A 26,369-nucleotide genomic window follows, 5' to 3' on the forward strand; every position below is an offset into this window, starting at 1 on the left:
TTGCAAGAATCGGCACATACTGCCTGTGGTCAACGATTCCCCTATTTGCTCCTCTACTTCTTCATAATAATGCCACCTCTATTTGGTATTACTTGAGGCTGCGATTAAAAAAATTCGTAACTTGGTTCACATAAGCCTGTGGGTCAGCATTGTAGTTACGAGCGTGGAGTTTAGCCGTAGTTTGCCAAAATTCGGCATTAGGGTCGGCAGCTTTGAGCGCGTAGGCATTACTAACTGGAATATAAGTTTCGATCGCACTATGAATAATTAAAACTGGACGAGCAGAAATCCGCTTGATCTGTTCCACAGGCTTAGAGCTAGTGAGGTCATAGCCCGTAAATAAGTGGGCAAAGATCATAGTCGAAGGTAGAAATAGATCGGGAAGTCCTGAAGCCGACTGCCATTCCCGTTGGATCAGGGGATAGACTTCTGCAAAGGTACAATCAACCACTAAAGCCCCGATCTCTGATTCATCAACAACAGCAGCGATAGCGCTAGCTCCACCCATGGACACACCTAAGATGCCAATTTGTTTAGACTTAAATCCTTGATTTTTTAGCCAATTTACAGCACCTAAGACATCATTTTTTTCTGCCAACCCAAAGGTAAATCTGGCATCTGCACTTTTACCATGCCCCCGCAAATCGATCAATAAAACATTAAACCCCCGCTTAACCATTGCCGCCGCAAATTCAGGAAACTTACCACCAAACTCCTTAGTCCGACTGCTATTCATACCATGCACTAAAATTAAGGCTTTGGAATTATTGGCATTATTAGAAATGGGCGATCGCTCAAACCAACCAGAAATCTTGACTCCATCACTAGTTGTAAATTCCACATCGATTGGAGGACGGGAGAAAGCCGACACCGCCGCAGGATTGAAAGCCCGTTTTGGAATTGATAGGGTATGGGCAGCAAATGCCGAAATTCCCAAATATACAGTAGCTAATGTCGAGGAAATTCCTAAAGCGAGTTTGGTAAAAATTGGCTTCTTAATCATTCATTTTTTAACTAACAGCCTTTCTATGTATTTAGATCATATTTTAGATAGTGTTATAAAAAAGTCTGGATAAATACCTATGATGACAATAAGTCCTTAAGTACCTGTTCAGGATGGGGTTCAGGCTTAACACTAAGATAAATTTTTTGAATTTTACCTTCAGGATTAATTACAAAGGTATTACGGAGAATCCCCATATATTCTTTGCCCATAAATTTTTTCATGCCATAGCTTTCATAGGCGATCGCCACCTGATGATCGATATCGCTCAGTAAGGGAAACGGTAAATCAAACTTTTTAATAAACTTGCCGTGGGCTTTAGCATCATCACCACTAATCCCTAAAATTACAATATTCTCAGTTTGAAATGCGGCATAGCGATCGCGGAATCCACAGGCTTCTTTAGTACATCCGGGAGTGTTATCACGGGGATAAAAGTACAGAACTACGGTTTTACCCTTGAGGTCGGCGAGGTGAACTAGATTATTATCCTGATCAGGCAGACTAAAATCTGGGGCAATGTCATTAATTTGCAGAGTCATAGGGAGTTAATAAAATTTAAGTTTACCGATTATAAGTTTAAGGATGATTTTAAGAACTTTTGCACCAAAGCAATTTTGATCATGATTAATACCAATGGATGTTAGGTAAGCTGCCAACTTCTCTTTCCCCAGACGTTCCTGAAGGGCGATCGCTGTTACCGTAAGTCTTGATTTCTATGCGATAGCCTTTTACCATCAGCAAGATGATCGCTTATAGTAAGTAATACAATTGCTAAATTAGTACAGTAATATTAATCAAATGGATAATCTCTATATTCAGTAATTGATTGGCTGTAGGTCTACTTGACAAAAACTAATACCTAATACTTGATTACCCCTTAATTAGTCACCGATAGAGAGGTTTTATAAATGCATCCTAAAGTTCAAATAATTTTCCCCGTAGTATTAATGCTTGCATTAATACTTTTATTGTTCAACAATCCGATAGTCGCTCAAACAAAGCAAAGGTTCATCTATCCAAAGATGAATGATTTACTAATTAATATATGCGCTCCAGGCTACAAAGTAAATGATGCTTATCAACCTTGTGGCAAAAGAGCAACTGTATTAGTTGCGACTGAGTTTTGTAAAGCTCAGGGATTTAAAGGAGCAAACGACTTCGTACTATACACAATGCCTGCTCGAGAAATGCAATACATCAATTGGAATGCCTCTAATTCACGTTGGCAGGTTACTAATGGTCTTCCAGGTTCTGTTTTTCAGCAAATATCATGTAGTTCTGAGGTGGTTAATTGGAGATGGGAATAGATTCCAGATCGCCTATCGCCGTAGGTTGGGTTGAAGAATGCAACCCAATACTAATATCGCTTATGAGAAGCTCAATCACGATTGTTTAGCTGTTGGGTTGAGCGTTAGTAGGCGATCAATTTTTGATGGATTATGGTTTATGCGATCGCCTATTCCCAAAAATCAATATTTAAAATTGAGTTAATATCGTGGTCAAACTGCCATTCGTTAGGAAAAGTAAAACCCTTTGAATGGTATTCCTTGCGAGTATATTTTAAAGCAAATCGCCAAGCATCACTGAAATGTTCATCCCAATAGCTTTTAAGGCTGGGGTAGTTGTTAAGTAATACCTCAATCTGTAAACGCTGCTCTCGGATAGTATTTTCCCAACCATTGAAGCAGTTAGGCATATTGACATGCATCCGTTTGAGTACATGTGCAAGTAAAGTTGCAAGACGGCTTTCTAATTCCTTTCTTTGCGATCGACCCAAGTCCTCAATCTCCTCTATCAAATTCTCAATATCTAGACGCTCAAAGTCACCAGACTTTAACTGATTTATAGTCTCTTGAATCCAAAGCAGGTAATCAGATTCATATAAGGATTTTTTTTCAATTATCTGAGTCATCGATTTGTAACTCCTTTGATAAATCGAACTGATAAATCCAACAATATCATTATCGTGCCTAAAACATTGTGCCTAAAGCAAGTATAGCGATCTTTTCTGATGGAATGAATTGAATGGACTAGGGTTTAGGCGATCGCTATTACTGTGAGTCGTGATTTTTAGGCGATCGCTCAGCGAAAAATTGCCAATTTAAAATTCCCGATAACTAAATATTTAGGTATGATAAACTCATAAAAATGAAAAGATTATGAAAAGCTGTGACAACCAATGCTTATCCTCTTAAATGGCTTCCTGCTCTAGTTATAGGGTTAACTATAGGGCTGATTTTGAGTGGATGTGCTTCGAGTAAGGGCGAATTATCCAGCAACCCTAAAAATCCTAAGGTTATTCTCACTACTTTTACGGTTCTAGCTGATATGGGGCAGAATGTAGCGGGTGATAAGGCGATCGTGGAGTCATTAACGAAAATTGGCTCAGAAATTCATGGTTACGAACCCACCCCCAGTGATTTAGTTAGGGCAGCAAAAGCTAATTTAATTTTAGACAATGGTTTCGGGTTGGAACGCTGGGCAGATAAGTTTTATAGCAATCTCAAAAATATCCCCCATGTCACCCTCAGTGAGGGCATAACTCCCGTTTTAATTAGTGGTGATACCTATAAAGGCAAACCTAATCCCCATGCTTGGATGTCGCCCCAGAATGCCTTGATTTATGTGGAAAATATCCGTAAGGCATTAGTCAATCTTGATCCAGTCAATGCTGCCACCTATGATGCCAATGCTAAATCCTACAGCCAAGAGATCAACAACATTGATCAACAACTGCGCCAAACCATCTCTACACTACCACCAAATCACCGCTATATAGTCAGCTGTGAGGGAGCTTTTTCCTATTTAGCTAAGGATTATGGACTCAAAGAATTGTATCTATGGTCAGTAAATGCTGATGCTCAGGGTACACCGCAGCAAATTCGTCAAGTAATAGATACGGTCAAAGCTGAAAAAATCCCAGTCATATTTTGTGAAAGTACGGTGCGGGCTGATGCTCAAAAAGAAGTTGCTAATCAAACAGGAGCGAAGTTTGGTGGGATATTTTATGTGGATTCACTATCACCGCCCGATGGAGTGGCATCGACCTATCTTAAATTGCTGGAATACAACGTTAATACATTAGTCAAAGGTTGGAAAGGAAACTAAATCTAGAATAGGAAATAATTTATGAGCATTCAAGTTGAAAATCTGACGGTTACCTATAACGGAAAAGTTGCTTTGCATGGTGCCAACCTGAATTTGAAATCGGGGGCGATCGCTGGACTGGTCGGCATGAATGGTAGTGGTAAATCAACTTTATTCAAGGCAATTATGGGGTTTGTGGCTCCCAGTTCGGGGCGAGTTTTGATTAATAATTTACCGATGCGGTTGGCACAGAAACAAGGATTGGTGGCATATATTCCCCAAGCAGAAGAAGTGGATTGGAATTTTCCTGTAAGTGTAGCTGATGTCGTGATGATGGGACGCTATGGCTACATGAATTTTTTACGGATTCCGAGCAAGCGCGATCGCCAAGTAGTTAAGGATAGCCTTGCTAAAGTTCAAATGTGGGATTTCCGCGATCGGCAAATTGGCGAACTATCAGGAGGACAGAAAAAACGGGCATTTTTGGCAAGGGCATTGGCACAACAAGGAAAGGTGATGCTCCTCGATGAACCATTCACGGGCGTAGATGTAAAAACCGAAAAGGCAATTATTGAGTTATTACTGGAACTAAAAGCGCAGGGACATACGATTTTAATTTCTACCCACGATCTAAATTCCATTTCCACCTTTTGCGATCAAGTGGTATTCATTAATCAAACAATTTTGGCCTATGGAGCAACTCAAGATATTTTTACCCAAGAAAATCTTGCTCGTACCTTCGGTGAAATTATCCCTAATATTCACACAAATCCACAGGATCGAGAGTAGTTATGGCAGTTGTGGAATGGTTTACAGCACCCCTTACCTATGATTTTATGGTGCGGGCAATTTTAATTAGTGGTTTTATCGGGATCGTGTGTGCGGTACTTTCTTGTTTTATGACCCTCAAAGGTTGGGCATTAATGGGTGATGCGGTTTCTCACTCCGTAACCCCTGGGGTAGTGTTAGCGCATATTTTAGGATTACCCTTTGCCGTTGGTGCCTTTGTGTTTGGGGTTGGCTCCGTGCTGGCGATCGGTTTTATTAAATCTCACACCCGCATTAAAGAAGATACGGTGATTGGCTTGGTATTCACTGGCTTTTTTGCCTTGGGATTAGTCCTAATTTCTAAAAATCCTAGCAATATTGATCTCAATCACATTTTATTTGGCAATGTTTTAGGCATTTCTACCCCAGACCTCATTCAAACCTTAATAATTGGCACTTTTACGCTGATCATAGTCTTACTCCTAAGAAAGGATTTACTGTTATTTTGCTTTGATCCGATTCATGCCCGTTCCATTGGCTTAAATGTGGAATTTCTCTACTATGTGTTGCTCACCTTACTATCCCTAACCATTGTGGTAGCATTACAGGCTGTAGGGATTATTTTAGTGGTGGCGATGTTGGTTACGCCGGGGGCGATCGCCTATTTATTAACAGATCGATTTGATCACATGCTTGGCTATGCAGTTTTGTCTGGGGTTTTTTCTAATATTATGGGTACCTATATTAGCTTTCACTTTGATGCTTCTACGGGTGGATGTATTGTGGTTCTACAAACGCTTTTATTCCTAATAGCGATGATTTTTGCGCCAAAGTATGGACTCTTAAGGCGTAAACTTTGACATTGCCTAGTTGTACTGCCTAATTGTAAGGATAAAGTAAAAGTTGAATCGCTTTATTTAAGAGAAATGAAACCCTTTCATCAAACATTGACCAGCACTGCATAAATCACAAGAAAGGGAAACACCTCGTCCTCTTGATATAAATAGATTAGCCAAATTAACGACTAGCTAAATTAACAATCACAAAGTCGGAACGGAGATAGGGATTTGGATCAACAGCAATTTTATTGACCTGTACCTCAAAGTGTAAATGTGGACCTGTGCTTCTTCCTGTACTTCCCACTTCGCCAATAATTTGTCCCTGTTTTACCTCTTGTCCTTTAGTCACTAAAATACGATTGGCATGACCATATAAAGTTAAAGTGCCGTCGGGATGTCTGAGTTCCACAAAGTTGCCATAGCCACCATCATCCCAGCCCACATCATTGACAACACCATCCGCAGCAGCGAGGATCGGAGCTCCCATAGGTGCGCCAATATCTATGCCTTTGTGCAAAGTTTTAAGACCAGTAATCGGGTGAATCCGCCAGCCGAACGGAGAGGTAATTTCACCCGCAGTGGGCATAATAAAGAAAGAATTGACAGTATTCTGAATTGCTGTAGCGATCGCCGTGGGGAATTGAATTGACCATCGACTCGGTGATTTAGCCTCCATTTTTAGAGGCTGTTGATCGAGTAAGTCAGCATTAAAATCGGGGGCAAATTCTATTACTAACCTTGTAGTTAAAGGATCAAGTCGTCCAACTCGCAAAGACTGCACTACACTACCCACATCACGGCGCACGGTTGGTCCTGTATATGTAGCTCCGGGTAAATCTATAACCACACGGGTAGGGTTTGTAATAATCTGTCCCCTAGGCTCTACTTCATTTTCGGTTGTAAATTCAATGCGATTACGAGATTTATCCAGTAAAAAAGTTTCTAATCTATTTGCCTGAACTGCAGGGACAGAGACAATTCCTGCCAAAAAAATTACGGCATATCCTATAGTTTTTTTCTGAGCAGAATCTAACATTATCCTTAAGACTTCATATGAGCAACGGCTGCGTCAAATTCTACAGCAAAATGTCATTTAAACAAATCTATTTATTTAGATAATTAAAACTTTAAGGGCAAATTTTTAGATGTACTTAGAATTGTGAAATTAATCAAGTTTTGCTATCTATAGCTCCAGCATCATTACCAATACCGGTTCGCCTTTAGGAACGTAGGTTTGATTAACTTTAAGGATTGCTAGAGCATTTACTCCAGCCCAATTCATTAGGTTTCCCGAACTATAATTATCGACGGGTTTAAATTCCCATACCTGTGGCTGCCATTGTAAATATCCCCAGAGATAGGTTTCCCTGCGTCCTTGGGCATGGAGATCGCTGAGGCATATAGCTTGAGTATATTTGGGATACCAGTATTTAGAATTAGCCCCACCCAGTTTAGCGATCGCTCCTTTAATAAATCGCCAAAATCCAACCATAGCCGAAGCGGGATTACCAGGTACACCAAAATAGAGTTTCTGATTACATCCATTAAAACTAGCTACAGTTAAGGGTTTACCTGGCTTGATCCCACAGGAACGAATATGAATATCGGCTCCCATTTCTAATAACACTCGATCCACATAGTCATAATCACCCACAGAAACCCCGCCCGAAGAGATCACCATATCCGAACTGGCAAGAGCTTTTGCAATTATGATTTCTAAATCCTTGGGGTGATCGCCAACTATGCCTAGAGGAATTGGTACTGCTCCCGATTGAGTAATCAAACTAGATAAAGCATACTGATTAGAGTCAACAATCTGCCCCATGTCCAAAGATGCAGATATATTTTGTAGTTCTGTGCCTGTGGAAATAACACTTACCCGTGGTTGAGAACATACTGGGACAGTTAAAGTTTGGGTCGCCGCTAAAATCCCGATTTCGGGAGGATTAATTTTTATGCCTGCACTTAACAATCGGGTTCCTGCTTGATAAAATTCTCCCTTGTGCCTTACATATTCAGCAATTTGGGGTATATTTCTGAGCTTTATGCACTTTGGGCGATCGCCAATTACTTCCACATCTTCCTGCATAACCACCGTATCTGCCCCTTGGGGTAACATCCCCCCTGTAAAAATGCGTACACATTCTCCCGCATGAATAGAGCTAACCTGGGTACTACCTGCGGGCATTTCCAGAGAGGCGATCGCCAAGGTTTCAAACCGTTCTAAGTCAGCATAACGAAAAGCATAGCCATCCATTGCCGCATTATGCCAACGGGGAAAATCCGAGTCACTATATATATCTTTAGCGAGAAACCGACCTAAAGCATGATTTAAGTCAACTTGCTCATAGGTATTTCCATAGATATTTAGAGGCTGAACTAAATCTAAAATTAAGGACTCGGCAGCCTTAACTGGAATCATATTAATTCCTGTTTAACTGTGAAAATTCTAGCCACTCCAATTAATCCAATCCTGCGGCTTAAGGAACACATCGTATAGTTGTGACTCTGGGGTATTTGGTTCGGGATGATAATCGTACTCCCATCGGACTAATGGTGGTAAAGACATAAGGATCGACTCAGTGCGCCCATTAGTTTGCAGCCCAAAAATTGTACCACGGTCATAGACTAGGTTAAATTCCACATACCGCCCCCGCCGATAGAGTTGAAAGTCTCGCTCTCTGTCTCCGTAGGGTGTATCTTGTCGGCGCTCGGCAATGGGGACGTATGCTTTGAGGAAAGAACCAGCACAATCTTGGACAAAATCAAAAATCTCCTGCCAAGAACGCTCAGGAAAACTGGTAAGCTCATTACTCATTTGCTCAGCTTTGGGTGAGTCATTACTATTTTTGTAAAGTTTAGGCTCACTATTTTGATAATCAAAGAAAATGCCGCCTACGCCTCTAGTTTCGCCTCGGTGTTTCAAGAAGAAATAATCATCACACCAAGCCTTGAATATTGGATAGTAATTGGGGTTGTGACGATCGCAAGCTGCTTTTAAGGTTGTATGTAAATGTTGAGCATCTGCCCCGAATCCGTAGTAAGGAGTTAAGTCTAAACCACCCCCAAACCACCAAATATTTCCCACTTGAAAATAGCGATAATTTAAATGAACTGTAGGTACATAGGGGTTGCGAGGGTGAAGTACCATTGATGTCCCTGTCGCATAAAAAACCTGACCTGCCGCTTCAGGATATTGCTTCAGAATACTAGGGGGTAAGTGAGAACCATAAACCTCGGAAAAATTGACTCCACCTTTTTCAAAAACTCTGCCTTCGGTAATTACACGCGATCGCCCACCACCACCCTCTTCTCTTGTCCATTGATCTTGGTGAAATTTAGCTTTGCCATCCAATGCTTCTAAGCCTGCACAAATTTGATCTTGAAAGCTTTGCATGAATTGGCTAACCTGAGCCTTAGCGTCAACGGGAGGAATGGTTTTATTAGTTAGTGTAGCGATCATATTCTTCTTAATTCTTCTGCCAAAATTATGACATTAAGCCTCAAACACTTAGACTAAATTGCTTCAAAACTTAAATACTCTAAACATTCCAAAGTATTGGGGGTGTTCCCATCACGGAAGAGTTTAGCTCTATTTTTCTCTATGTTAGGACTTACCCACTCAAATTTACAAAGTAGTGATAGGAGAAATTTTCAACGGGACTAAAGGGGAAATTGCACTTTTTTAGTAAACTCAAAGGCACCAGCTATGGAACCCCAAACCCGTTCATTGCTAATAGGATCATAGCCTCGATCTAAGCTACTAAAATGAGATGCACTAATTTCAAATTCACTGGATAGGTAAGTTTCCTGCCCATTACGGACAACTTTACAGCCTTTTCCCTGCTCCACTTCGCCCTTAAAAGCATTGTCTGGAGTGATTTGCACTAACATTTTGCAGCCAATTTGGAGTTCAATATCTTCAAATGTCAGCGATCGCAGCCTTTCTGGTTCTCGACTGGCACCATAGTAGGTAGAAGCATTATTAATTTTATAGTTATTGATGGCGATCGGGTATTCAGAAATATCAGTTAATAGCAATTGCAAAATGGCAGTACGGTAGGGGCGATTGATTTCGTAATCGTATGCTTGCTCTGAATATAACCAAATTCCCTGATCGCTCAAAGGCACGGGTAAAGGACGAATACCGACTCTAATATGGGCAAAAAAAGGTGGATTTTCGATCGCTTGCTCCCAGTTGCTAAAATCTCCCGCCATCCAAGTTGCAAGGTTTATTAAATCCGTTTGACTAGCCATATTGGTAATTTTAGAATTGATAATTTTAGATAAGTTTGAAATAGTTTTTTGAAATAGTTCTAAATCATCTCTAAGCTTAATCTCTAAAAGCAATCCGCCCCTGTTTCGGTAAACCAAAAATCACAAAGCTGGCAAAGCAAATGGCATAGACAATTAAAGCCACGATCGCCCCGAATGCCAAAGTATCCGAAGACAGTCCACTATGCAAAATTGATTTGTATTGTAAAGGTGCTTCTAATAGAATTTGGCAGCGATCGCTCAACTGTCCTAGGGGAGTAAACCCACAGCTTAAAAAAGTTGCTCCAAATAAAGTCCCGATCGCACAGTAAGCTACCATTGCCCATCGCCAACTGGTATAGAGCAAAGAGAGTAAAGTCTGATTACGGTTAATATCTTCATTTAAGTCTTCCCAAAACCATAGGGATAAAGGCATTAAAATCCGCGCAATCCAGCCTGTTAAGAACCCAATGGGTAAAGAAGCAATTAGTAAATAAACTGTAATTGCCAATAGACAGGCAACCCGCCAATAAATTGTTAGAGATCGGATAATTACCTGATTTTTGACTTTGAATGCCCAAAATAGTAGCAGTAACGGCGCAAATACTGTAAATACTAATGCCAGTCGAAAATCTAACCAAACTAGCGATCGCACTAAAGTATTTTCCATAGCTGGACTATAAACCTAACAAGTTCCGTAATTAATTATTAATCCTTGGATAAAGGGCGAACGATGGGGATCGAACCCACGAATGGAGGTACCACAAACCTCTGCCTTAACCACTTGGCTACGCTCGCCGTAGATTTATTAGGATAACATTTGATCGATGAAATTTGCTAGAACTTAGCTAAAAAAATCCATAAAAAATATTTCTATGTCCTCAGAACCTGATCTCACTGACCCTAATCCTAATGCTAGCGATCTTTTAGCTAAGGGTAAAACCCTATTTGAACTAGAACGGTATAAAGATGCGATCTCCCAGTTTAAGCAAGCAGAATTAATTACATCTCCATCATCTGTCCTTGGCGGGGAAGTGCGAATTTGGTTGGCAAATGCCTATGATGTTTTAGGGGAGACTAATGTAGCGATCGCCATCTGTCAAAACCTAACCGATCATACCGATCCCACCATTGTTAATCAGGCACATTATCTAATTAGTATCTTTTCGGCATTACCCCTACGTCCAGTTTCATCTAGTTTTACTCTACCTAATTTAGAGCAGGCATCCACCCCAAAACTCAGTGGTAGCAGCATTAATAGCTTAAATAGCTCAACTAATAGTCACTCACCTACTAATTCCTCCTTACCCCCAGAATTCCGTAATTTAGAACCCAAATATTATCTAATTGCCCTAGCAGTTGGCATAGGCATATTAATTGTTGTTGCCTTCCTTGCCATCGGGTTGCCGAGGTTTAGGTAAATTCAGTAAGCTGATGTCGGAAATTTCATACAAAGCCATGGCGATTAACATCAGTGAGTCAACCCTAACTAAAATCCTAGAATATCTGACCGATCAGACTAGTAAGGGCGATCGCCAAGCACAGCAACTGCTGCATCTTTTACCCAATCCATCTAGTGGAAATCTTAGTAGCAATATTAGTGATTTCCCTAAACGTCTATTTGCGGCATGGCAGGAATTAGCCGATCTGCAAGTGGGAGAAAACTGTTGGAGCTATCCCGTCCCCTTTGCTGACCTTGCTGAAAATTTAGGTATATCCATACAAACCCTGATCCAATATTTAGAAACTACACCGATTGATAACCTGCAACTTTTAGCGGGACGTGGCGAAAACTATTTAATTAAGTCCCAACAAGTAGGAGATTTGGCATTTCACTCTGCTCCTAAGCTATCTAAGCCAGAAAAAAAAGCAGCAGAAATTATATTCAAAGTGGGCGATCGCATTCGAGTTAATGCCAACCGTCCCCAATACACCAATCAAACTGGCATCGTTGACCAAGTAATTAGTGTTAGCTGTCGGATCAAACTAGATAATGGCTGGGTGGCATTTTTACCTAACCACTGCTTAGAAAAAATATGATTAAAATCTTATAAAAAAGTACGCTCAAAAATTTTAGTAAGTATAAGCACTTATTATTAGACTTCCCTCCTAATCCCTAGACAAATAGTTTACAGTGAACATATCCATCAACCTTGGTATAAATTCATGGCTATTTCAATGTACGAAGCATCTATTCCCCCAATTGTTCGATCGCTACGGAATTTAATTCATATCCTTGATCGAGGGGCTGCCCATGCCGAAACAAAAAAAATTGATCCCACTGTACTAATCAATAGTCGCCTCTATCCCGATATGTTACCCCTGAGTAAGCAAGTCCAAATTGCTTCAGATATTACTCGACGAGGTATTGCCCGCTTGGCAGATTCAGAGTCACCAACTTTTGAAGATCACGAAACCACATTTCCTGAACTAATCGATCGCCTCAAACAGACAATTTCATACCTAGAAACCATAACTCCAGAGCAAATTGATCATACTGAAACCAAAAAGATTACCCTACCTATTGGTAAAGAATCCATGATCTTTGAGGGGCTACCCTACTTGCTTTACTTTATTTTGCCTAATCTGTATTTTCACGTTACCACTACCTACAATATTCTCAGACACTCAGGGGTGGAAATTGGCAAAATGGATTTTTTAGGAAAACCTGAATAGTCAAAATTAGTTGATCTATCAAATTCATAATCATTTAAATAATGTATTAAAGACTACAACATAGTTAAAATCACTCTAAAAATATTAAATCTGGGGCATGAAAATTCAATTCATACAATTATTTGAATCCATTTGCACTCAAAATCTCATCTAAAATCTCAAACATCAAATCAAAATTAAATAATAGTTAGAATTTTTATTTATATTTTCAAGAAAAGATGTTAAAACTATTAGCGTTAATGGATTTGGAGCGATTATGACTGCTAGAAATACCTTTGTGAATAACATCCCAGAATTTAATTTTAAGCCAAACCCCGCCACAGTTACGATTCTGCGTCACCCCACCACAAAAGTTTCGCAGCTATTATTGTCATGTCAAAAAATTTCGATCGCTATGACTGCCATATCCTTTACCTGTGTGGGAGCAGTGTATGGATGGAATGTTCATGTGCAGAAAAAGTTTGATCAGCAATACAACAAACTCCAAACTCTCAAACAAAATGAAAGACAATTAATAGTAGCTAACGAATCTTTAGATCATGATCTAATTACTAATATTGATCGTTTGCCTGTAAAGTTGGTACCTGAAAAACCTCAGCAATCTATTTTTATAGTTCCCGCTGAACCTAGCCCCACAAAGGAGATGAAAGCAGTTAGTAATGATCTATCTCCTAAATTATTTGATCCCCAAGGCTATTAAAAGTAAGTTTGATCGCTCTTTTAAACTTGAGATGGGGCAAAGGATTGACGAAATGCAGCTTCGTTCACAAATTTGACAAAATACTCAACCTCTGGTGGAACTTGATTGTAGTCAGGGTAGGTTTGTCTTTGGGGAAAATTAATCCGTAAATCTTCGGAATTTTCTTGAATCTGCCAACCATATACCTCTAAAGCTTTTAGTCCTAACTGCAAGATCGGCATGTTAATACCAAGCTTATTTTGGAGTTGAGTATAGGTGACGGTTTGTCCCGTGCGGCTGAGATATTTAGCAACCCCGACTAGACGTTGCCACAGGTCTTCCCCCTGAAGATTGGGGCTTAATTTTAATCCTGCTTTGGTTACAAACGGTTCCAGTTTAATAATTTGATTATAGGTTTCAGTCTCTGGTAAAGAATCTGCTAAGGGAGCAACATCAATAATGCGGACTTCGTAGGTGCGGGTACGGGGATTATCTACTAGTTCTAAAACCACATCACAGGGGTGATCGGGCACTTGATCAATGGACTGCTCCCACCAATGCCCATTTATGGAGCCAGTTGCATCCACCAACTTAAATTCGGATTTCAGATACTGGAGTTTCTGCCCACGGCGATTTTTAATATTGGCATTAAATTTATTGGTGAAGCGGCAATTTTTTATTAGTAATTTAGGGGCAGGATTACCCATACCGTGAGGTTCAAGCTGTTTAAGTTCTCGAAATAATTCCTGTCCAAGCTCAGCAATAGTAACTACTAAATCAATGGCGATCGCCTTAGGAGAAATAGTCCCGTACTGCTGCCAAAATTTTTGAATTAAAGACTCTTTAAATAACTCTAAGTTCTGGATCGATAAGCTCAACCCCGCCGCATAGGGATGTCCACCAAAGCTAGTTAAAATATGTTCCTGTCCTTTAATCAGACTATATAAATCTATCCCTTGAGGCGATCGTGCACTGCCTCTAAGTGTATCGCCATCAATATTTAAGAGAATCACTGGACGATTATATTCCTGAGCGATTTGTCCCGCTACTACGCCCAAAATACCTCCATGCCAATTTGCATCTGCTAAAACTAAAATCGGTGAGGTGGAAAGATCAATGTTGATAATTCTCTCTAGCACTTGGTTATATATTTTCTTTTGCAATGCCTTTCTTTGGTTATTAGCTTCTTCTGCTAGGTCAACTAGGGCTTGACATTGAATAGGATCGGAACTAGTCAGCATTTCCACGCATTTATGCACATCTCCCCAAATTCGACTGATGGAATTAATCCGAGGGGCAATACCAAAACTAATATCTGTGGGGCGATCGCCTTCTTTTTTACAAGCTTCTAATAAAAATTTAACTCCTAAACGATTTTTCTTCTTTAGTTCCTCAATACCCTTTTGAGCCAAATACCGACAATCACCACTTAACTGCACGAGGTCTGCAACTAAACCGATTGCTACTAAATCTAATAAACTTTCTACGGGTTGGGTGGGAATATGGGGCATAGTTTCGTACAGTGCCTCGATCAGTTTATAGGCAACTGCCACGCCCGAAAGATGGAAGAGGGGATGATCGGAACTTAAGTAGCGAGGATTGATAATGGCGGTCACAGGCGGACGGTGTTCGGGTAGGGTGTGGTGATCGGTAATAATTACGTCTATTTCAAGCGATCGCAGGTAATCAATTTCTTTGAGGTTAGTGCTGCCCGTGTCACAGGTGATAATTAACTGACAATCTCGGAGCGTATCTATGCCCGAAACAGATAAACCGTGGGATGCAGTTAAGCGATTAGGAATAAAATAAATTAATTGTTCACCTTGGGGAAAAAACTGTCCTAAACCGTCCCATAAAACTGATGTGGCAGTAATTCCATCCGCATCAAAATCTCCCCAAATAGCAACTTTATGTCGTTGTTCCCTTGCTGCTTTAATTCTCTCAATCGCCCATATCATTTCTTCTCCAAAAGCAAAGGCACCGGTGGGCGTATAAGCACTAGGATTGAGAAATGCTTGGATTTCAGATTCCGTTTGTAATCCCCTTTGCCATAAAAGTTGCGCTGCATAATTTCCAACTCTTTCTATGAGCCAAGGTTTAGGCTCCACTAACGGAAAAATTTGCCAAGAGTTTGAGTTCAGTATAGGGAGTTCTTTCATAAATTAAAAAGGGGTTATTCCTCCCAATTTTAACCATACCCTCAGTTAATCAGCATATAGAAGGTAGTGATCAAGACAATGCTCTTCAGGCATGGGTGAAAACTTGGAGATCGCATAGCCCCCAAACCACTTATGCACTAATCTTTATACTAAAAATGGAGTAGTAAAATCTACTGGAGAAAGATTAGAGTTCAGGGTATAGTCTAAAAATTTATCAAAACAAGCTTTTAACCAAAAAGTATAAAGTTCGGGATTAATACTTAGTGCCAGTTTTAATGTGTCCATATCGATCCACTGCCAAGCCTCTGCCTCCAGGGGATTTAGGATCGGTTCACCGTCAAATTTGCCAAGCAATACATGGTCGTATTCATGCTCAATTAATCCATAATCGAGGGGAGATTCATAGATGAAGCTAAAAATTTCTGTCAGTTCGCAGGTAAATCCCATTTCTTCTTGCAGACGGCGGTTCGCAGCAGTAAGTATGGATTCATCTGGGCGAGGATGGCTACAGCAGGTATTTGTCCATAGCCCACCAGAGTGATATTTACTAATTGCCCGTTTTTGTAGAAGTATTTGCCCTTGGGAATTCAGCACAAATATAGAAAATGCCCTGTGTAAGAGTCCCTGCTGATGTACCCACATCTTTTCTCCAATGCCAATGGGGCGATCGCTTTGATCTACTAAGATTAAATGCTCAACTAATGGTTCAGGTTTATCCATGATTTGGGGCTAGTTAGTTCTGACTTGCTCTTCTGACTACTGATTAGATAAAGCTTCAATTTCGGCAAATGTTTCTAAAAGTAAAAGCTTGGCTTGGAGTTCCCATCCCCATTTTTGCAGAGCGATCGCCCCCAAAGCTCCTCCACCTGCTGCCAATAATCCGAGGGGTTCATTGAAGGAAATAGATAGTAATAAGCCTAACCCTGCGATGCCCCAAAATGGTAAAGCCACCGTTTGTCTTTGCTCTGCCACTAATTTATTAATACTATTGGGCTGCATTTCTGTTAATAGTTCCGCTTGGATGGCTTGGCGTTGATCTTTAGTTACAGTTAAACCAATTTTACGGCGTAGTTTTTCAATTTTGCGAGCTTTGGTACTGTACTCCACCAATTCATCTTCCGCTAGTTTCAGCAGCTTTTCTAGTTGGGTCATGTATTTAATAACAGTTAATGGACATGATAGCTAATATTTTAATAGTTTTTAGGTATTAGTTGAAATTGGAATACCATGGAACTTGTGGTAACTAACGCAAATTTATGTAATATATGTAAGCAACCGAAAGACATACGCAGCAACCATTTGGCGGATTTTAGCTAGGGTGATAGATTATTAAAATCTCTTGTATAAATAATGTTGTGATGAAAATATTTAAAATATTTGTCGCTGCCAATTTACTTATCTTTTGTGTAATTATCGCAAATCTCAAACCCATTTCCATCTACAAAACTGTTGAGTCTGATAACCCTGTTTCTGGAAGTAGAGCAAATATAAACAGGAATTCTATCGGTAAAACAACAGGGATTCCTTCTTCTAGCTCACATTTAGATAACAATAATAAATATTCTAAGAATGATCCTGATTTTGTAAATAATATTGCCTCTGATATTGCCAATCTATCAAAAATAGAAGACACCCCTTCCAAAGTTACTTCCTCTAATTAATCCCGTTTTAAGGCTGAGGATTTTAGTTTGGTTAAAGTGAAAAAGTACAGCCGTAGATTTTAAAAAAGTATTTTAGCTGATTTTTTTAGGATGTTAGGGCTTAAGCTGGGTCTTTTTTTGTGTCAGATGCTGTTATGTCAGCAATTTGTTCTATGGTTAGTCCTGTAATTTGAGCAATAAGGTTAATTTCTAAACTAGAATGCCCCATATTTATTGCCACCTGCAGAATAGCAGGAGTTTTACCTTCGACCACACCCTCATCTAAAAAGGCTTGATAGGTTACTCACTCTTTCATAGATATAGATATTGTCATACATGATCAATTAGATTAGGTTTGAGACTCCAAAGCTTCTTGGGCAAGGCGGCGTTTTCTGGCATAGAGTTGAATAGCGATCGCAAATCCCAATACCATTGCCACGGTTAAAAATGTAGCTCCATCGGTGGGTAAACTGCCCTTAAAGATCACTAACAACACAATCAAGACAAAAAGAACGGTTGGTACTTCATTAAACCAGCGAAATTGCTGCCCTGTCCATTTACACTCATCCTTAGCTAACTTCTTCATGAGACGGGCGCAAAGGTGATGATATCCCAGTAAAATTAGGACAAATCCCAACTTAATATGTAACCAAGTTTCTTTGAGAATTTCTGGCTCTGTATAAATTAAGCCGATCGCCATTAAAACAGTTAAGAGCATAGCGGGGGTCATGATAATTCGATACAGCCGCTTTTCCATAATTTCGTACTGACTTTTGAGAATGCTGCGCGCTGGTTCAGGTTGCTCGTATGCTTCAGCATGATATACAAATAAACGAGGCAGATAGAACATCCCTGCAAACCATGCCACTATGCCGACAATGTGAAACGACTTAAACCACAAATATGCCATTGCTAATCCCTATTGCAATTTTTTAATTTGAACTAACTTTTATACTGGACTTCTATGCTACCAATCAAAGTCAATAGATTTAAGATGCAGTTAGCTATAATTAATAAAAGTATTAAGAAATATTAAGAAAATTATGTCCAATCTCAACCTTGAAACCGTATCTGAGCAATTACAAAGTCCTAATTCGCGCGATCGCCTTTTAGCATTGGTGTCTTTACGTCATGCGGAGCCAGAACTGGCAGTGCCTTTAATTTTAAAAGTAATCAATGATGAGAACTTACAAATTCGGTCGATGGCAGTATTTGCCCTTGGGCTTAAGCAAACCGATGCTTGCCTACCAGCTTTACTGGAGATTCTAGAAACTGAAACCGACTATGGTATTCGGGCAGATGCGGCAGGAGCTTTGGGCTATCTCAAGGATATTAGAGCCTTTGAGCCTTTACAACGGGTATTTTATGAAGATACGGAATGGTTAGTCCGCTTTAGTGCTGCCGTCTCCCTAGGGAATTTAGGTGATCCCCGCGCCCATGATGTCTTAATCCAAGCCCTAGACGCACAAGAAACCGTTGTTAACCAAGGAGCGATCGCTGCCCTGGGAGAAATTGGTGATCCCAGATGTGTAGAACATATCCTTAAATTTGTTGAAAATGAAGACTGGCTAACCCGTCAACGTCTAGCAGAGGCGCTGGGAAATCTTCCCCATCCCAAAAGCTTACCTGCCCTTAACTACCTTTCCAAAGATAGCAATTCCAATGTGGCATCATCGGCAATTTTTTCCCGCGATCGCCTTTTAGGTAATAGCAATTGGACGGATTTACTCTAAGACTTTAATCACTGGTTTTAGTTACTTGTAATTACTGGTTTTAAGCAAGCTTTAGCCAAATATTTCCGCAGGGTCGGCAGATTGCACTTTACGCAGAGAAATTGCTCCAGAGATTACACACATTAAAACCGTGAGGATCATTACCTGTATGCCTCGCTCTATGGTCATATCTAGGGGTAATCTTGTGGCGTTTTTAGTCAGAGAATACAGCCCAAGGCAGGCAAAAAATCCGGGAATATAGCCCAAAATTGAAAGGACAAAAGCTTCTTGAATTACCACAAATGCCAAGTACCAGTTGCTATAGCCCATTGCCTTTAGGGTTGCATATTCTGCCATGTGATCAGATACATCGGTATAGAGAATTTGATACACAATCACAATGCCCACAATAAACCCCATGACCGTACCGAGGGAAAAAATAAAACCGATGGATGTACTCTTTTGCCAATAGGAACGCTCAAAATCAATAAAGCCTGCCCTCGTCAAAATTTTAATGTCATCGATCGCCACGGACTTGGACTTTTCAATATCTTCTAAGGTAAGGCGATATTTATCAATGATCAGGCGATCCTTTTTATCTGGATCAGCATACCTAACCCGATCACCATCCACAGTAATTCCTGGTACAGTTGGTAAAATCACCTCTTTATTGGGAAAACTCTGTACATAGTCCAAGATCATTTCATAGGGAGAAGCATCAGGCTTGAGGTTAATTAAGCCTACATTGATTAGTCCTGCTTGGCGGTTATCAAAAATCCTTAAAAAATTGGTTTGACTAGTAATAATAGTGCCATCGGCGGCAAAGGAAGACCCTAACTCAAATAATCCGCCTACGGTTATCGTGCGATTAGCTACCTCTCTGGTAACAAAATTATTACAGGCAAATCCAGCAGGGATATATTTTGTAGCTAATTCCTTACTAACTCCACATTCTTGGACAATTGGACCAAACTCACTACGGGAAGAGCGATCGAATAAAATTACATCTTCGACCTTAGTTTTTGCTAAGTTTTCATTAGCCCCGGGCATTTTAAATATTTTGGAATCGGGGTCAGCCCCTAAAACTAAAATATTGCGGGTTTGTCCAGCAGGATCATTTTTAACTTTCCACGCTGCTAAACCGATATAAAGCTCATGAATTGACTCTACACCCTTATATCCGAAAGCTTGGTACAATCTGCGCTGGGAGAAATTTCGCATTCCCACTAAATTAGTGGATTGGGGACTAATGATCGCCACATCGGTTCGGAGGTTTGTATGTAACCGCACCGCACTGGTAAATAGAGCATCTTGGAAGCCGAGTTGCATAAATATCAAAATTACAGCAAACATGATTCCAGCGATCGCCACCAATAGACGACCTTTTTCGTAGGTTAACTGAAACCAAGCCAAAGGGACAGCAAAGATCATGATGATTAGATGCTTAATTACGAATTAATATATTTCAATATTTCATCATCTTAACCTTCCTCTGCTTTTTTCTCTAAATCCTGCTCTAAATCTTGTAAAACTCTTAAAGCCACTATGTATGGACAGAGAGGATCAATCTTTTCTTCCTACACTTAGTGTAAAGTACCTGCCTAGGGCTGTTAATAATGCCACAGAGCAGGTAAAAAGCAAATAGATGGGATTGCGAATCCAGAAGATTGGTTATCGCCCTAGAAATAAATCTCAAAAGGTACCGCCCTGATCGCTGTGATTGAAGCAATTATCATTACGCCAAATAGATCAAGTTCTGTCTTACCTGCTGCCAATGCACCACTAATTGCAAATACTGCAGCCCCGACTAGATCAAGAATATACAATAACAATTTAGTTACGCCTCTAAATCATCAAAATAACCAGATCATCAAAATAAAAAGTACCTTTGTGCCATTGGTAATATCGTAGCTGGTTCGCAGGTTAGGAGTTCGCCATCGGCTCTGACCTCATAGGTTTCAGGGTTAACCTCAATTACGGGCAGAGCATCATTTAGTTTGAGATCACGCTTAGAAAGTTGGCGATTACCTAGGGTTGGTACCACGATTTTTTTCAAGTTCAGTTGTTCGGGAATACCCTTAGCGATCGCCGCTTGGGATACAAAAGTTAAAGAGGTTGCGGACATTGCCCCGCCAAAACTCCCAAACATCGGACGCATGTGTACGGGCTGGGGTGTGGGAATACTGGCATTAGCATCACCCATTTGCGCCCAAGCTATAAGTCCACCTTTAATTACCATTTCAGGCTTTACGCCAAACATGGCAGGTTTCCACAGACATAGGTCGGCAATTTTTCCTGCTTCAATGGAGCCGACATAGTTAGCAATGCCGTGGGTAATGGCGGGATTAATCGTGTATTTGGCAACGTAGCGTTTGGCTCTGAAGTTATCATTACGACTGGAATCTTCAGGTAAAGCTCCCCGTTGGGTTTTCATTTTATGGGCGGTTTGCCAAGTTCTAATAATCACTTCACCAATTCTTCCCATTGCCTGAGAGTCGGAGGAAATCATACTAAATGCCCCAAGATCATGCAAAATATCTTCGGCAGCGATGGTTTCACGGCGGATGCGAGACTCGGCAAAGGCGACATCTTCAGGAATACTGGGATCAAGGTGATGACACACCATCAACATATCGAGGTGTTCTTCAAGGGTATTGACGGTATAGGGACGGGTGGGATTGGTAGAAGAAGGGAGGACATTTGCTTCACCACAGATTTTAATAATATCGGGAGCATGACCACCGCCTGCGCCTTCGGTGTGATAGGTATGAATAACTCGACCTTTAAAAGCAGCGATCGTATTTTCGACAAATCCAGCTTCGTTGAGGGTATCGGTGTGAATTGCCACTTGGACATCGTAGCGATCGACAACACTTAGGCAATTATCTATGGCTGAGGGAGTAGTTCCCCAGTCTTCATGGAGTTTTAAGCCCATTGCTCCTGCTTCAATCTGTTCATTTAATGCTTCGGGTTTGGCACTATTACCCTTACCCAAAAAGCCTAAATTCATGGGAAAAGCTTCTGCTGCTTGGAGCATTTTGTAGATATTCCAAGGACCTGGGGTACAGGTAGTGGCGGAAGTGCCTGCGGCGGGTCCAGTGCCTCCCCCAATCATGGTGGTAATCCCAGAGGCGATCGCTACTTCTATTTGTTGAGGACAGATAAAATGAATGTGAGAATCTATGCCGCCTGCGGTCAGAATTAAACCTTCCCCAGCGATCGCTTCGGTACCAGGTCCGATAATAATATCCACATTGTCTTGAATGTAGGGATTTCCCGCTTTGCCAATCTTAAAAATTTTGCCGTCCTTGATGCCCACATCAGCTTTGACAATACCCCACCAATCTAAAATTAAGGCATTGGTAATTACCGCATCCACAGCCCCGTCCGCATTGGTAATCGGTGATTGTCCCATGCCATCCCGAATTACTTTGCCACCACCAAATTTTACTTCTTCGCCGTAGGTGGTGTAGTCTTTTTCCACTTCAATGATTAATTCTGTATCTGCTAGACGCAGGCGATCGCCCACCGTAATGCCATAGGTTTCCGCGTATGCCGAGCGATTCATTCTATAACTCATGCTTCATTTTCCCAAGTTTGTATTTACTATACGGCAGGTATTTTCAGAGAATGTGACTCAAAATGCTTTTTTCAAGAAAGATAACTGACCATGCACAAAATTATAAAATTTATGGTGAACACCGCTAAAATTAAACTTGCTTAATCCAGTTAAAAACTAAACCTATGCCCGAACTTGACATTACCCTGCCCAGTATTCGCCATGTTCATCAAATTATTCGCAGTCAGCAGAAAAGTCCCGATGGTTCTCAAACGGTAGAGGTCAAACTACTAACTGGTGATGTAATTGTCGGCACCCTGAAATGGATAGATCAGCAATGTATTTGTGTAGATGGGGCGCAGGCGGGCAGAAGTCATAATATGTTGATTTGGCAGCATGCGATCGCCTATATCAAGTCCTAAACCCTGGGCTTAAAGCTCTAGCAAGATTTGTCTCTAATATTAATCCATACTCTAAACCCTCTGCCAATGCCTGATAGGAAGCATCAATAATATTGCTTGAAACTCCTAGGGTTGTCCAGCGCCGATCGCCATTGGTAGATTCAATTAAAACTCTAGTTGTTGCCTTGGTACCACAATTACTATTGAGAATTCTCACCTTGTAGTCGGTTAGGGAAAACTGGGCGATCGCAGGATAAAATTCAACTAGTGCTTTTCTGAGGGCTGAATCTAAAGCAGCAACAGGTCCATTACCTTCGGCGGCAGTAAGTTTTTCTTGATCTTTCACGATGACCTTAACGGTGGCTAGGGCGGGAGCCTTTTGTTCCATATTTAAATCACAATGAACTTGATCGCAATTGACCTGATCACAATGGACTTGAAAGCCACTGAGGGTGAAAAATTTCGGGCGTTGGGCGATCGCTTCCAGCATTAATAATTCAAAACTTGCTTCAGCGGCTTCAAACTGATAACCCACCTGTTCTAATTCTTTGATTTTTTGTAAAATCTGACGACAGGCTTGATCATCTTTTTGCAGCTTAATGCCAAAACTGGCTGCCTTAGATAACACATTACTCAACCCCGCCTGTTCAGAAATTACGATCCTGCGGGTATTACCCACACCTTCTGGGGCAGTATGTTCGTAGGTGATCGGGTTACGCTGTACGGCACTGACGTGCATCCCTCCCTTATGGGCAAAGGCAGATATGCCCACATAGGCAGCATGATCATCGGGAGCAAGATTCACAATTTCGCTTACCTGTCGAGAGATTTCCGTGATTTTAGTTAACTGGTCAGAACTAACGCATTGTTTGCCCATTTTTAATTGCAAATTGGGAATTACCGTACAAAGATTGGCATTTCCACAGCGTTCTCCATAGCCATTTATCGTTCCCTGTACCATAGTTGCACCTGCTTCTACGGCAGCGATCGCATTGGCAACGGCAACTCCCGCATCATCATGGGGATGAATTCCTAACTTGACATCTCCCAATTCCAATTTCACGGCTGCCACAATTTTGCTCACGTCTTGGGGTAAAGTTCCCCCATTGGTATCACACAAAACTAACCACTCCGCCCCTGCCGCTAATGCTGTTTTCAGGGTGGCGATCGCATATTCAGAATTGTATTTATAGCCATCAAACCAATGTTCGGCATCATAGATAATTCGGCGATCGCGGCTGCGTAGATAGGAGATCGTATCTGTAATCATGCTTAGATTTTCATCTAAACTTACTCGCAAACTTTCCCGAACGTGCAAATCCCATGATTTCCCAACAATTGTGATCCATTTTGTCCCCGCCCCTAAAATTGGTACCAACATTGGATCAGCATTTGCCTTAATTCCTGTGCGTCTAGTCATGCAGAAGGGTACGAGTTCCGCATTAGTTAGGGGTGGCAGTTGTTGAAAAAATTCTACATCCTTAGGATTTGCACCGGGCCATCCACCTTCAATAAACCCAACTCCAAGGCGATCAAGTCTTTGGGCAATTTGAATTTTATCTTCGACGGATAGGGATAATCCTTCCCTTTGCGCCCCATCTCTGAGGGTTGTGTCATAGATATAGATTTGATTCATGGAGTTAGCTTGAAGATTGTGATTCTTTAATTATGCTTGAATTATGGTTTTTAACTAAGTTTGCTAATTGGAGGCAGTCCCCAAAATATAGATGAAAAATATAGATGAAAATAATTTCTAGTAAAAAATTGACATTAATTAGCGATCGCCTGCGAGGACTTAGAAACTTTAGATTTCCATAAATACTCCAATTTATTTGCAGGAATCGTCAGGTATAAAACATCATGATTACTCAGGCAAAATTCCAATAAATCCCAGCCATGAATAGTTTGTGAACCAGTTTTAATATTTTTGGTTTCAATATTGGTTTCAATATAAAGAGGCACAAAATCGGCGATCATTGCAGCATCTTTCACAAGTTTTCCACAAAAAGGATGATGGGGGGTAATTAAAGTGGCTAAAGCTATCCATAAAGTATCGCCAAGAATGCCATTGCCCAGAATCTTTCCTCCTAGGGCGGCGGCGGCAAAGGAAGGTGCCACAATTTCGCTGGGACTAAGAACAAACTCAAAATCAAAGACTTGGCGTACCATTGCTGCAAACTTGGGGTCTTCATAGCGTACGATCGCTGGAACTTTAGGAGCCATCCCTTTAGCATTGAGGGCAATTTCTAAGTTAGCAGTATCATTACTGGTTACGGCAATTATGGCTTCAGCTTTTTCAAGGTAGGCTGCCTTTAAGGTGGCGGGAATACTGGCATCGCCCTGAACTACTGGAATTCCAAGGGAGTTAGCCATATTTAAAAACCGACTACTAGGATCACGCTCAATTACCACGACATCATGTCCATAGCCCATCAGTAGTAATGCGGTTTGAGTACCGACCCCGCCTAGTCCACAGATAATGTAGTGATTTTGTTGGGGAACCCGTGAAGCATTAATAAATTGCTTAAACCTAGTACCCAAGACAAAGTCATTTAATAGGGCATACCAAATGCCAATTACTGCCGTACCTACGAGCATCATGATCACCGTAAAAACTTTGATCCCATCAGGCGCTTGTTCAGCAATTTGGCTATTCCCCCCTGCCCCAGTAATCATACCCACGGAAAAATAGAGAGAATCAATCAGAGAAATGTTATACCTAAAACTGGTGTAGGTTAAGGTTGCCCCTAAAATTGTCAAAACAAGGGCAAAGGCGACTAAAAGCACCGCCCGACTATGTTGCTGAAAGTGCCGGAAATTACTGAATAATTTTGCTAATCTTTGCTTGATTGATTTTTGTCCCGATCGCATTGTGGGTTGAGTGCCAATCAGTAAGCGATCTCCCACATTTAGCTCCTTTCCCATCGTTACAGCCGAAACTAGATCGGTATGGCGATTTTCACAATCTGCTGGTAAATAGTAAACTAACATTCTGGTGCGGTCTTCCCACAGACGGGAAAGTTTAGTACCTAACCAAGCATGATTTTCGTCAATATACTCTTCATGGATAGACCAAGTTTGATTAAATAGCCGCAATTGTCCGATCGCCTCATGTCCCAACGCTGTGAAGGCAAATACGGGAGCAGACAAAGCGGAAACACTCATACTGACATGATCTACTAAGGTTCGATCTAGACGATCACCTAAATTACTATTAAATAAGCGATTAACCACCCGAATCTGCGGATTTAAAACCCTTGCCTGCATTAAAATTGTCAGGTTCTGAGCTTCATCGGAGTTAGATAAAACCAAGGTGTGGGCAGATTGTATCCCCGCCTCTATAAGAGTAGAAGCTGCGTGCAGTTCGCCAATAATAATATTAGAACCTTGATCGTCAGCAATTGGGCGATCGCTAATTCCTACAACTAGAGCTTCCTGTTGCCGTAGTAACCTCAGAATCTTATATCCGACTCGATTTAAGCCACAGACAATAATTAGAGGTTTCATAGGTTACCAAAGGCAGAGACTAAGTTCCTTAGAAATTGTGATCTCTTTCAGGGGCGTTAAATGTAGCTTAAGGTACTTTTAC

At 40.9% G+C, this 26,369-nt stretch carries 29 protein-coding genes and 1 tRNA gene; 11 read left to right on the forward strand and 19 right to left on the reverse strand.

The genetic code is table 11. From position 1 onward, the window contains the following. Positions 1-88 precede the first annotated feature (88 nt). Together SYN7502_RS12325 and bcp are read right to left on the reverse strand one after the other, a co-directional pair. Complete coding sequence (locus tag SYN7502_RS12325) at positions 89-1,003, reverse strand: alpha/beta hydrolase (protein ID WP_015169135.1); 915 nt, start codon at positions 1,001-1,003, stop codon at positions 89-91. Between the two features lie 77 nt (positions 1,004-1,080). Continuing rightward, positions 1,081-1,545, reverse strand: a complete 465-nt coding sequence (gene bcp, locus SYN7502_RS12330; protein WP_015169136.1) for a thioredoxin-dependent thiol peroxidase — start codon at positions 1,543-1,545, stop codon at positions 1,081-1,083. 369 nt (positions 1,546-1,914) lie between these two features. Between bcp and SYN7502_RS12335 the strand changes: the two genes are divergently transcribed. Then, on the forward strand, positions 1,915-2,313 hold the full coding sequence (locus SYN7502_RS12335; RefSeq protein WP_015169137.1) for a hypothetical protein: 399 nt from the start codon (positions 1,915-1,917) through the stop codon (positions 2,311-2,313). A gap of 149 nt (positions 2,314-2,462) precedes the next feature. On the opposite strand, the gene SYN7502_RS12340 is transcribed toward SYN7502_RS12335, so the two are convergent. Then, positions 2,463-2,918 carry a DUF29 domain-containing protein gene (locus tag SYN7502_RS12340; protein WP_015169138.1) on the reverse strand — a complete coding sequence of 152 codons (456 nt, stop codon included), beginning with the start codon at positions 2,916-2,918 and terminating at the stop codon, positions 2,463-2,465. A gap of 257 nt (positions 2,919-3,175) precedes the next feature. Here SYN7502_RS12340 and SYN7502_RS12345 point away from each other — a divergent pair, with 257 nt between their 5' ends. From SYN7502_RS12345 to SYN7502_RS12355, 3 genes are read left to right on the forward strand one after another with little or no spacing between them, the layout of a single operon-like run. Further along, on the forward strand, positions 3,176-4,114 hold the full coding sequence (locus SYN7502_RS12345; RefSeq protein ID WP_015169139.1) for a metal ABC transporter substrate-binding protein: 939 nt from the start codon (positions 3,176-3,178) through the stop codon (positions 4,112-4,114). Positions 4,115-4,135: 21 nt separating this feature from the next. Next, a complete protein-coding gene (locus SYN7502_RS12350) occupies positions 4,136-4,882 on the forward strand; it encodes a metal ABC transporter ATP-binding protein (RefSeq protein WP_015169140.1) in 747 nt (248 codons plus the stop codon). Positions 4,883-4,884: 2 nt separating this feature from the next. Further along, positions 4,885-5,721 (forward strand): metal ABC transporter permease, encoded by an 837-nt coding sequence (locus SYN7502_RS12355; protein ID WP_015169141.1) that lies wholly within the window; start codon positions 4,885-4,887, stop codon positions 5,719-5,721. A 157-nt stretch (positions 5,722-5,878) separates the two neighbouring features. Here SYN7502_RS12355 and SYN7502_RS12360 read toward each other — a convergent pair whose 3' ends face one another. The 6 genes from SYN7502_RS12360 to SYN7502_RS12385 all read right to left on the reverse strand — a co-directional run bounded on the left by SYN7502_RS12360 (position 5,879) and on the right by SYN7502_RS12385 (position 10,752). Further along, positions 5,879-6,736 (reverse strand): M23 family metallopeptidase, encoded by an 858-nt coding sequence (locus tag SYN7502_RS12360; protein WP_015169142.1) that lies wholly within the window; start codon positions 6,734-6,736, stop codon positions 5,879-5,881. Between the two features lie 147 nt (positions 6,737-6,883). Beyond that, a complete protein-coding gene (locus SYN7502_RS12365; RefSeq protein ID WP_015169143.1) occupies positions 6,884-8,122 on the reverse strand; it encodes a molybdopterin molybdotransferase MoeA in 1,239 nt (412 codons plus the stop codon). 27 nt (positions 8,123-8,149) lie between these two features. Next, a complete protein-coding gene (hemF, locus tag SYN7502_RS12370) occupies positions 8,150-9,163 on the reverse strand; it encodes an oxygen-dependent coproporphyrinogen oxidase (RefSeq protein WP_015169144.1) in 1,014 nt (337 codons plus the stop codon). A 200-nt stretch (positions 9,164-9,363) separates the two neighbouring features. After that, the gene (locus SYN7502_RS12375) at positions 9,364-9,957 is read right to left on the reverse strand and encodes a chromophore lyase CpcT/CpeT (protein WP_015169145.1); all 594 of its coding nucleotides are present in this window, start codon (positions 9,955-9,957) and stop codon (positions 9,364-9,366) included. Between the two features lie 76 nt (positions 9,958-10,033). After that, on the reverse strand, positions 10,034-10,624 hold the full coding sequence (locus SYN7502_RS12380) for a DUF3177 family protein (RefSeq protein ID WP_015169146.1): 591 nt from the start codon (positions 10,622-10,624) through the stop codon (positions 10,034-10,036). Positions 10,625-10,679: 55 nt separating this feature from the next. Then, a tRNA-His gene (locus tag SYN7502_RS12385) sits at positions 10,680-10,752 on the reverse strand. A 77-nt stretch (positions 10,753-10,829) separates the two neighbouring features. On the opposite strand from SYN7502_RS12385, the gene SYN7502_RS18385 reads away from it, so the two are divergent. The 4 genes from SYN7502_RS18385 to SYN7502_RS18390 all read left to right on the forward strand — a co-directional run bounded on the left by SYN7502_RS18385 (position 10,830) and on the right by SYN7502_RS18390 (position 13,330). Then, on the forward strand, positions 10,830-11,375 hold the full coding sequence (locus tag SYN7502_RS18385; RefSeq protein ID WP_015169147.1) for a tol-pal system YbgF family protein: 546 nt from the start codon (positions 10,830-10,832) through the stop codon (positions 11,373-11,375). A gap of 13 nt (positions 11,376-11,388) precedes the next feature. After that, positions 11,389-11,994 carry a hypothetical protein gene (locus SYN7502_RS12395; RefSeq protein ID WP_246828914.1) on the forward strand — a complete coding sequence of 202 codons (606 nt, stop codon included), beginning with the start codon at positions 11,389-11,391 and terminating at the stop codon, positions 11,992-11,994. A 126-nt stretch (positions 11,995-12,120) separates the two neighbouring features. Beyond that, positions 12,121-12,630 (forward strand): DUF1993 domain-containing protein, encoded by a 510-nt coding sequence (locus SYN7502_RS12400; protein ID WP_041429452.1) that lies wholly within the window; start codon positions 12,121-12,123, stop codon positions 12,628-12,630. A 256-nt stretch (positions 12,631-12,886) separates the two neighbouring features. Continuing rightward, positions 12,887-13,330 (forward strand): hypothetical protein, encoded by a 444-nt coding sequence (locus SYN7502_RS18390; protein ID WP_015169150.1) that lies wholly within the window; start codon positions 12,887-12,889, stop codon positions 13,328-13,330. A gap of 20 nt (positions 13,331-13,350) precedes the next feature. Here the strand turns inward: SYN7502_RS18390 and recJ are convergent, their stop codons facing one another. The 3 genes from recJ to SYN7502_RS12420 form a co-directional block, all read right to left on the reverse strand. Then, positions 13,351-15,468 carry a single-stranded-DNA-specific exonuclease RecJ gene (recJ, locus tag SYN7502_RS12410; protein ID WP_015169151.1) on the reverse strand — a complete coding sequence of 706 codons (2,118 nt, stop codon included), beginning with the start codon at positions 15,466-15,468 and terminating at the stop codon, positions 13,351-13,353. 144 nt (positions 15,469-15,612) lie between these two features. After that, positions 15,613-16,188: an isopentenyl-diphosphate Delta-isomerase gene (gene idi / locus SYN7502_RS12415; protein ID WP_015169152.1), complete on the reverse strand. Its 576-nt coding sequence runs from the start codon at positions 16,186-16,188 to the stop codon at positions 15,613-15,615. A 36-nt stretch (positions 16,189-16,224) separates the two neighbouring features. Beyond that, positions 16,225-16,620, reverse strand: coding sequence for a hypothetical protein (locus SYN7502_RS12420; RefSeq protein ID WP_015169153.1), 396 nt, complete (start codon positions 16,618-16,620; stop codon positions 16,225-16,227). Positions 16,621-16,826: 206 nt separating this feature from the next. Here SYN7502_RS12420 and SYN7502_RS12425 point away from each other — a divergent pair, with 206 nt between their 5' ends. Further along, positions 16,827-17,129, forward strand: coding sequence for a hypothetical protein (locus SYN7502_RS12425; protein WP_015169154.1), 303 nt, complete (start codon positions 16,827-16,829; stop codon positions 17,127-17,129). Between the two features lie 100 nt (positions 17,130-17,229). Here the strand turns inward: SYN7502_RS12425 and SYN7502_RS20235 are convergent, their stop codons facing one another. Next, positions 17,230-17,382: a hypothetical protein gene (locus SYN7502_RS20235; protein WP_168130364.1), complete on the reverse strand. Its 153-nt coding sequence runs from the start codon at positions 17,380-17,382 to the stop codon at positions 17,230-17,232. A gap of 75 nt (positions 17,383-17,457) precedes the next feature. Next, positions 17,458-18,018 (reverse strand): protoporphyrinogen oxidase HemJ, encoded by a 561-nt coding sequence (gene hemJ / locus SYN7502_RS12430; protein WP_015169155.1) that lies wholly within the window; start codon positions 18,016-18,018, stop codon positions 17,458-17,460. A gap of 133 nt (positions 18,019-18,151) precedes the next feature. On the opposite strand from hemJ, the gene SYN7502_RS12435 reads away from it, so the two are divergent. Continuing rightward, positions 18,152-18,841 carry a HEAT repeat domain-containing protein gene (locus SYN7502_RS12435; RefSeq protein WP_015169156.1) on the forward strand — a complete coding sequence of 230 codons (690 nt, stop codon included), beginning with the start codon at positions 18,152-18,154 and terminating at the stop codon, positions 18,839-18,841. A 51-nt stretch (positions 18,842-18,892) separates the two neighbouring features. Here the strand turns inward: SYN7502_RS12435 and SYN7502_RS12440 are convergent, their stop codons facing one another. The 3 genes from SYN7502_RS12440 to ureC all read right to left on the reverse strand — a co-directional run bounded on the left by SYN7502_RS12440 (position 18,893) and on the right by ureC (position 22,400). Beyond that, complete coding sequence (locus SYN7502_RS12440; protein ID WP_015169157.1) at positions 18,893-20,251, reverse strand: FtsX-like permease family protein; 1,359 nt, start codon at positions 20,249-20,251, stop codon at positions 18,893-18,895. Positions 20,252-20,499: 248 nt separating this feature from the next. Further along, a complete protein-coding gene (locus tag SYN7502_RS18985; protein ID WP_246828915.1) occupies positions 20,500-20,652 on the reverse strand; it encodes a TRIC cation channel family protein in 153 nt (50 codons plus the stop codon). Positions 20,653-20,690: 38 nt separating this feature from the next. Continuing rightward, positions 20,691-22,400: an urease subunit alpha gene (gene ureC / locus SYN7502_RS12450; RefSeq protein WP_015169158.1), complete on the reverse strand. Its 1,710-nt coding sequence runs from the start codon at positions 22,398-22,400 to the stop codon at positions 20,691-20,693. 164 nt (positions 22,401-22,564) lie between these two features. Here ureC and SYN7502_RS12455 point away from each other — a divergent pair, with 164 nt between their 5' ends. Continuing rightward, positions 22,565-22,801: an Hfq-related RNA-binding protein gene (locus SYN7502_RS12455; protein ID WP_015169159.1), complete on the forward strand. Its 237-nt coding sequence runs from the start codon at positions 22,565-22,567 to the stop codon at positions 22,799-22,801. Here SYN7502_RS12455 and cimA read toward each other — a convergent pair. Together cimA and SYN7502_RS12465 are read right to left on the reverse strand one after the other, a co-directional pair. Beyond that, the gene (cimA, locus tag SYN7502_RS12460) at positions 22,791-24,416 is read right to left on the reverse strand and encodes a citramalate synthase (protein ID WP_015169160.1); all 1,626 of its coding nucleotides are present in this window, start codon (positions 24,414-24,416) and stop codon (positions 22,791-22,793) included. The two genes, SYN7502_RS12455 and cimA, sit on opposite strands and share 11 nt — an antisense overlap. Positions 24,417-24,550: 134 nt before the next feature. Continuing rightward, positions 24,551-26,287: a potassium channel family protein gene (locus SYN7502_RS12465; protein WP_015169161.1), complete on the reverse strand. Its 1,737-nt coding sequence runs from the start codon at positions 26,285-26,287 to the stop codon at positions 24,551-24,553. Between the last annotated feature and the right edge of the window lie 82 nt (positions 26,288-26,369).

Origin of the sequence: Synechococcus sp. PCC 7502, from assembly GCF_000317085.1 — a bacterium.
GTDB lineage: Bacteria > Cyanobacteriota > Cyanobacteriia > Pseudanabaenales > Pseudanabaenaceae > PCC-7502.

Coding starts and splice junctions, on each gene's coding strand:
- SYN7502_RS18390 (WP_015169150.1), top strand. CDS start 12,887: ATGACTGCTAGAAATACCTTTGTGAATAACATCCCAGAATTTAATTTT.
- SYN7502_RS12425 (WP_015169154.1), top strand. CDS start 16,827: ATGAAAATATTTAAAATATTTGTCGCTGCCAATTTACTTATCTTTTGT.
- SYN7502_RS12340 (WP_015169138.1), bottom strand. CDS start 2,918: ATGACTCAGATAATTGAAAAAAAATCCTTATATGAATCTGATTACCTG.
- SYN7502_RS12365 (WP_015169143.1), bottom strand. CDS start 8,122: ATGATTCCAGTTAAGGCTGCCGAGTCCTTAATTTTAGATTTAGTTCAG.
- bcp (WP_015169136.1), bottom strand. CDS start 1,545: ATGACTCTGCAAATTAATGACATTGCCCCAGATTTTAGTCTGCCTGAT.
- SYN7502_RS12350 (WP_015169140.1), top strand. CDS start 4,136: ATGAGCATTCAAGTTGAAAATCTGACGGTTACCTATAACGGAAAAGTT.
- SYN7502_RS12440 (WP_015169157.1), bottom strand. CDS start 20,251: ATGATCTTTGCTGTCCCTTTGGCTTGGTTTCAGTTAACCTACGAAAAA.
- SYN7502_RS12335 (WP_015169137.1), top strand. CDS start 1,915: ATGCATCCTAAAGTTCAAATAATTTTCCCCGTAGTATTAATGCTTGCA.
- SYN7502_RS12355 (WP_015169141.1), top strand. CDS start 4,885: ATGGCAGTTGTGGAATGGTTTACAGCACCCCTTACCTATGATTTTATG.
- hemJ (WP_015169155.1), bottom strand. CDS start 18,018: ATGGCATATTTGTGGTTTAAGTCGTTTCACATTGTCGGCATAGTGGCA.
- SYN7502_RS12465 (WP_015169161.1), bottom strand. CDS start 26,287: ATGAAACCTCTAATTATTGTCTGTGGCTTAAATCGAGTCGGATATAAG.
- SYN7502_RS12455 (WP_015169159.1), top strand. CDS start 22,565: ATGCCCGAACTTGACATTACCCTGCCCAGTATTCGCCATGTTCATCAA.
- hemF (WP_015169144.1), bottom strand. CDS start 9,163: ATGATCGCTACACTAACTAATAAAACCATTCCTCCCGTTGACGCTAAG.
- SYN7502_RS12435 (WP_015169156.1), top strand. CDS start 18,152: ATGTCCAATCTCAACCTTGAAACCGTATCTGAGCAATTACAAAGTCCT.
- SYN7502_RS12400 (WP_041429452.1), top strand. CDS start 12,121: ATGGCTATTTCAATGTACGAAGCATCTATTCCCCCAATTGTTCGATCG.
- SYN7502_RS18385 (WP_015169147.1), top strand. CDS start 10,830: ATGTCCTCAGAACCTGATCTCACTGACCCTAATCCTAATGCTAGCGAT.
- SYN7502_RS12395 (WP_246828914.1), top strand. CDS start 11,389: ATGTCGGAAATTTCATACAAAGCCATGGCGATTAACATCAGTGAGTCA.
- cimA (WP_015169160.1), bottom strand. CDS start 24,416: ATGAATCAAATCTATATCTATGACACAACCCTCAGAGATGGGGCGCAA.
- SYN7502_RS12375 (WP_015169145.1), bottom strand. CDS start 9,957: ATGGCTAGTCAAACGGATTTAATAAACCTTGCAACTTGGATGGCGGGA.
- SYN7502_RS12360 (WP_015169142.1), bottom strand. CDS start 6,736: ATGTTAGATTCTGCTCAGAAAAAAACTATAGGATATGCCGTAATTTTT.
- SYN7502_RS12380 (WP_015169146.1), bottom strand. CDS start 10,624: ATGGAAAATACTTTAGTGCGATCGCTAGTTTGGTTAGATTTTCGACTG.
- SYN7502_RS12420 (WP_015169153.1), bottom strand. CDS start 16,620: ATGACCCAACTAGAAAAGCTGCTGAAACTAGCGGAAGATGAATTGGTG.
- recJ (WP_015169151.1), bottom strand. CDS start 15,468: ATGAAAGAACTCCCTATACTGAACTCAAACTCTTGGCAAATTTTTCCG.
- ureC (WP_015169158.1), bottom strand. CDS start 22,400: ATGAGTTATAGAATGAATCGCTCGGCATACGCGGAAACCTATGGCATT.
- idi (WP_015169152.1), bottom strand. CDS start 16,188: ATGGATAAACCTGAACCATTAGTTGAGCATTTAATCTTAGTAGATCAA.
- SYN7502_RS12325 (WP_015169135.1), bottom strand. CDS start 1,003: ATGATTAAGAAGCCAATTTTTACCAAACTCGCTTTAGGAATTTCCTCG.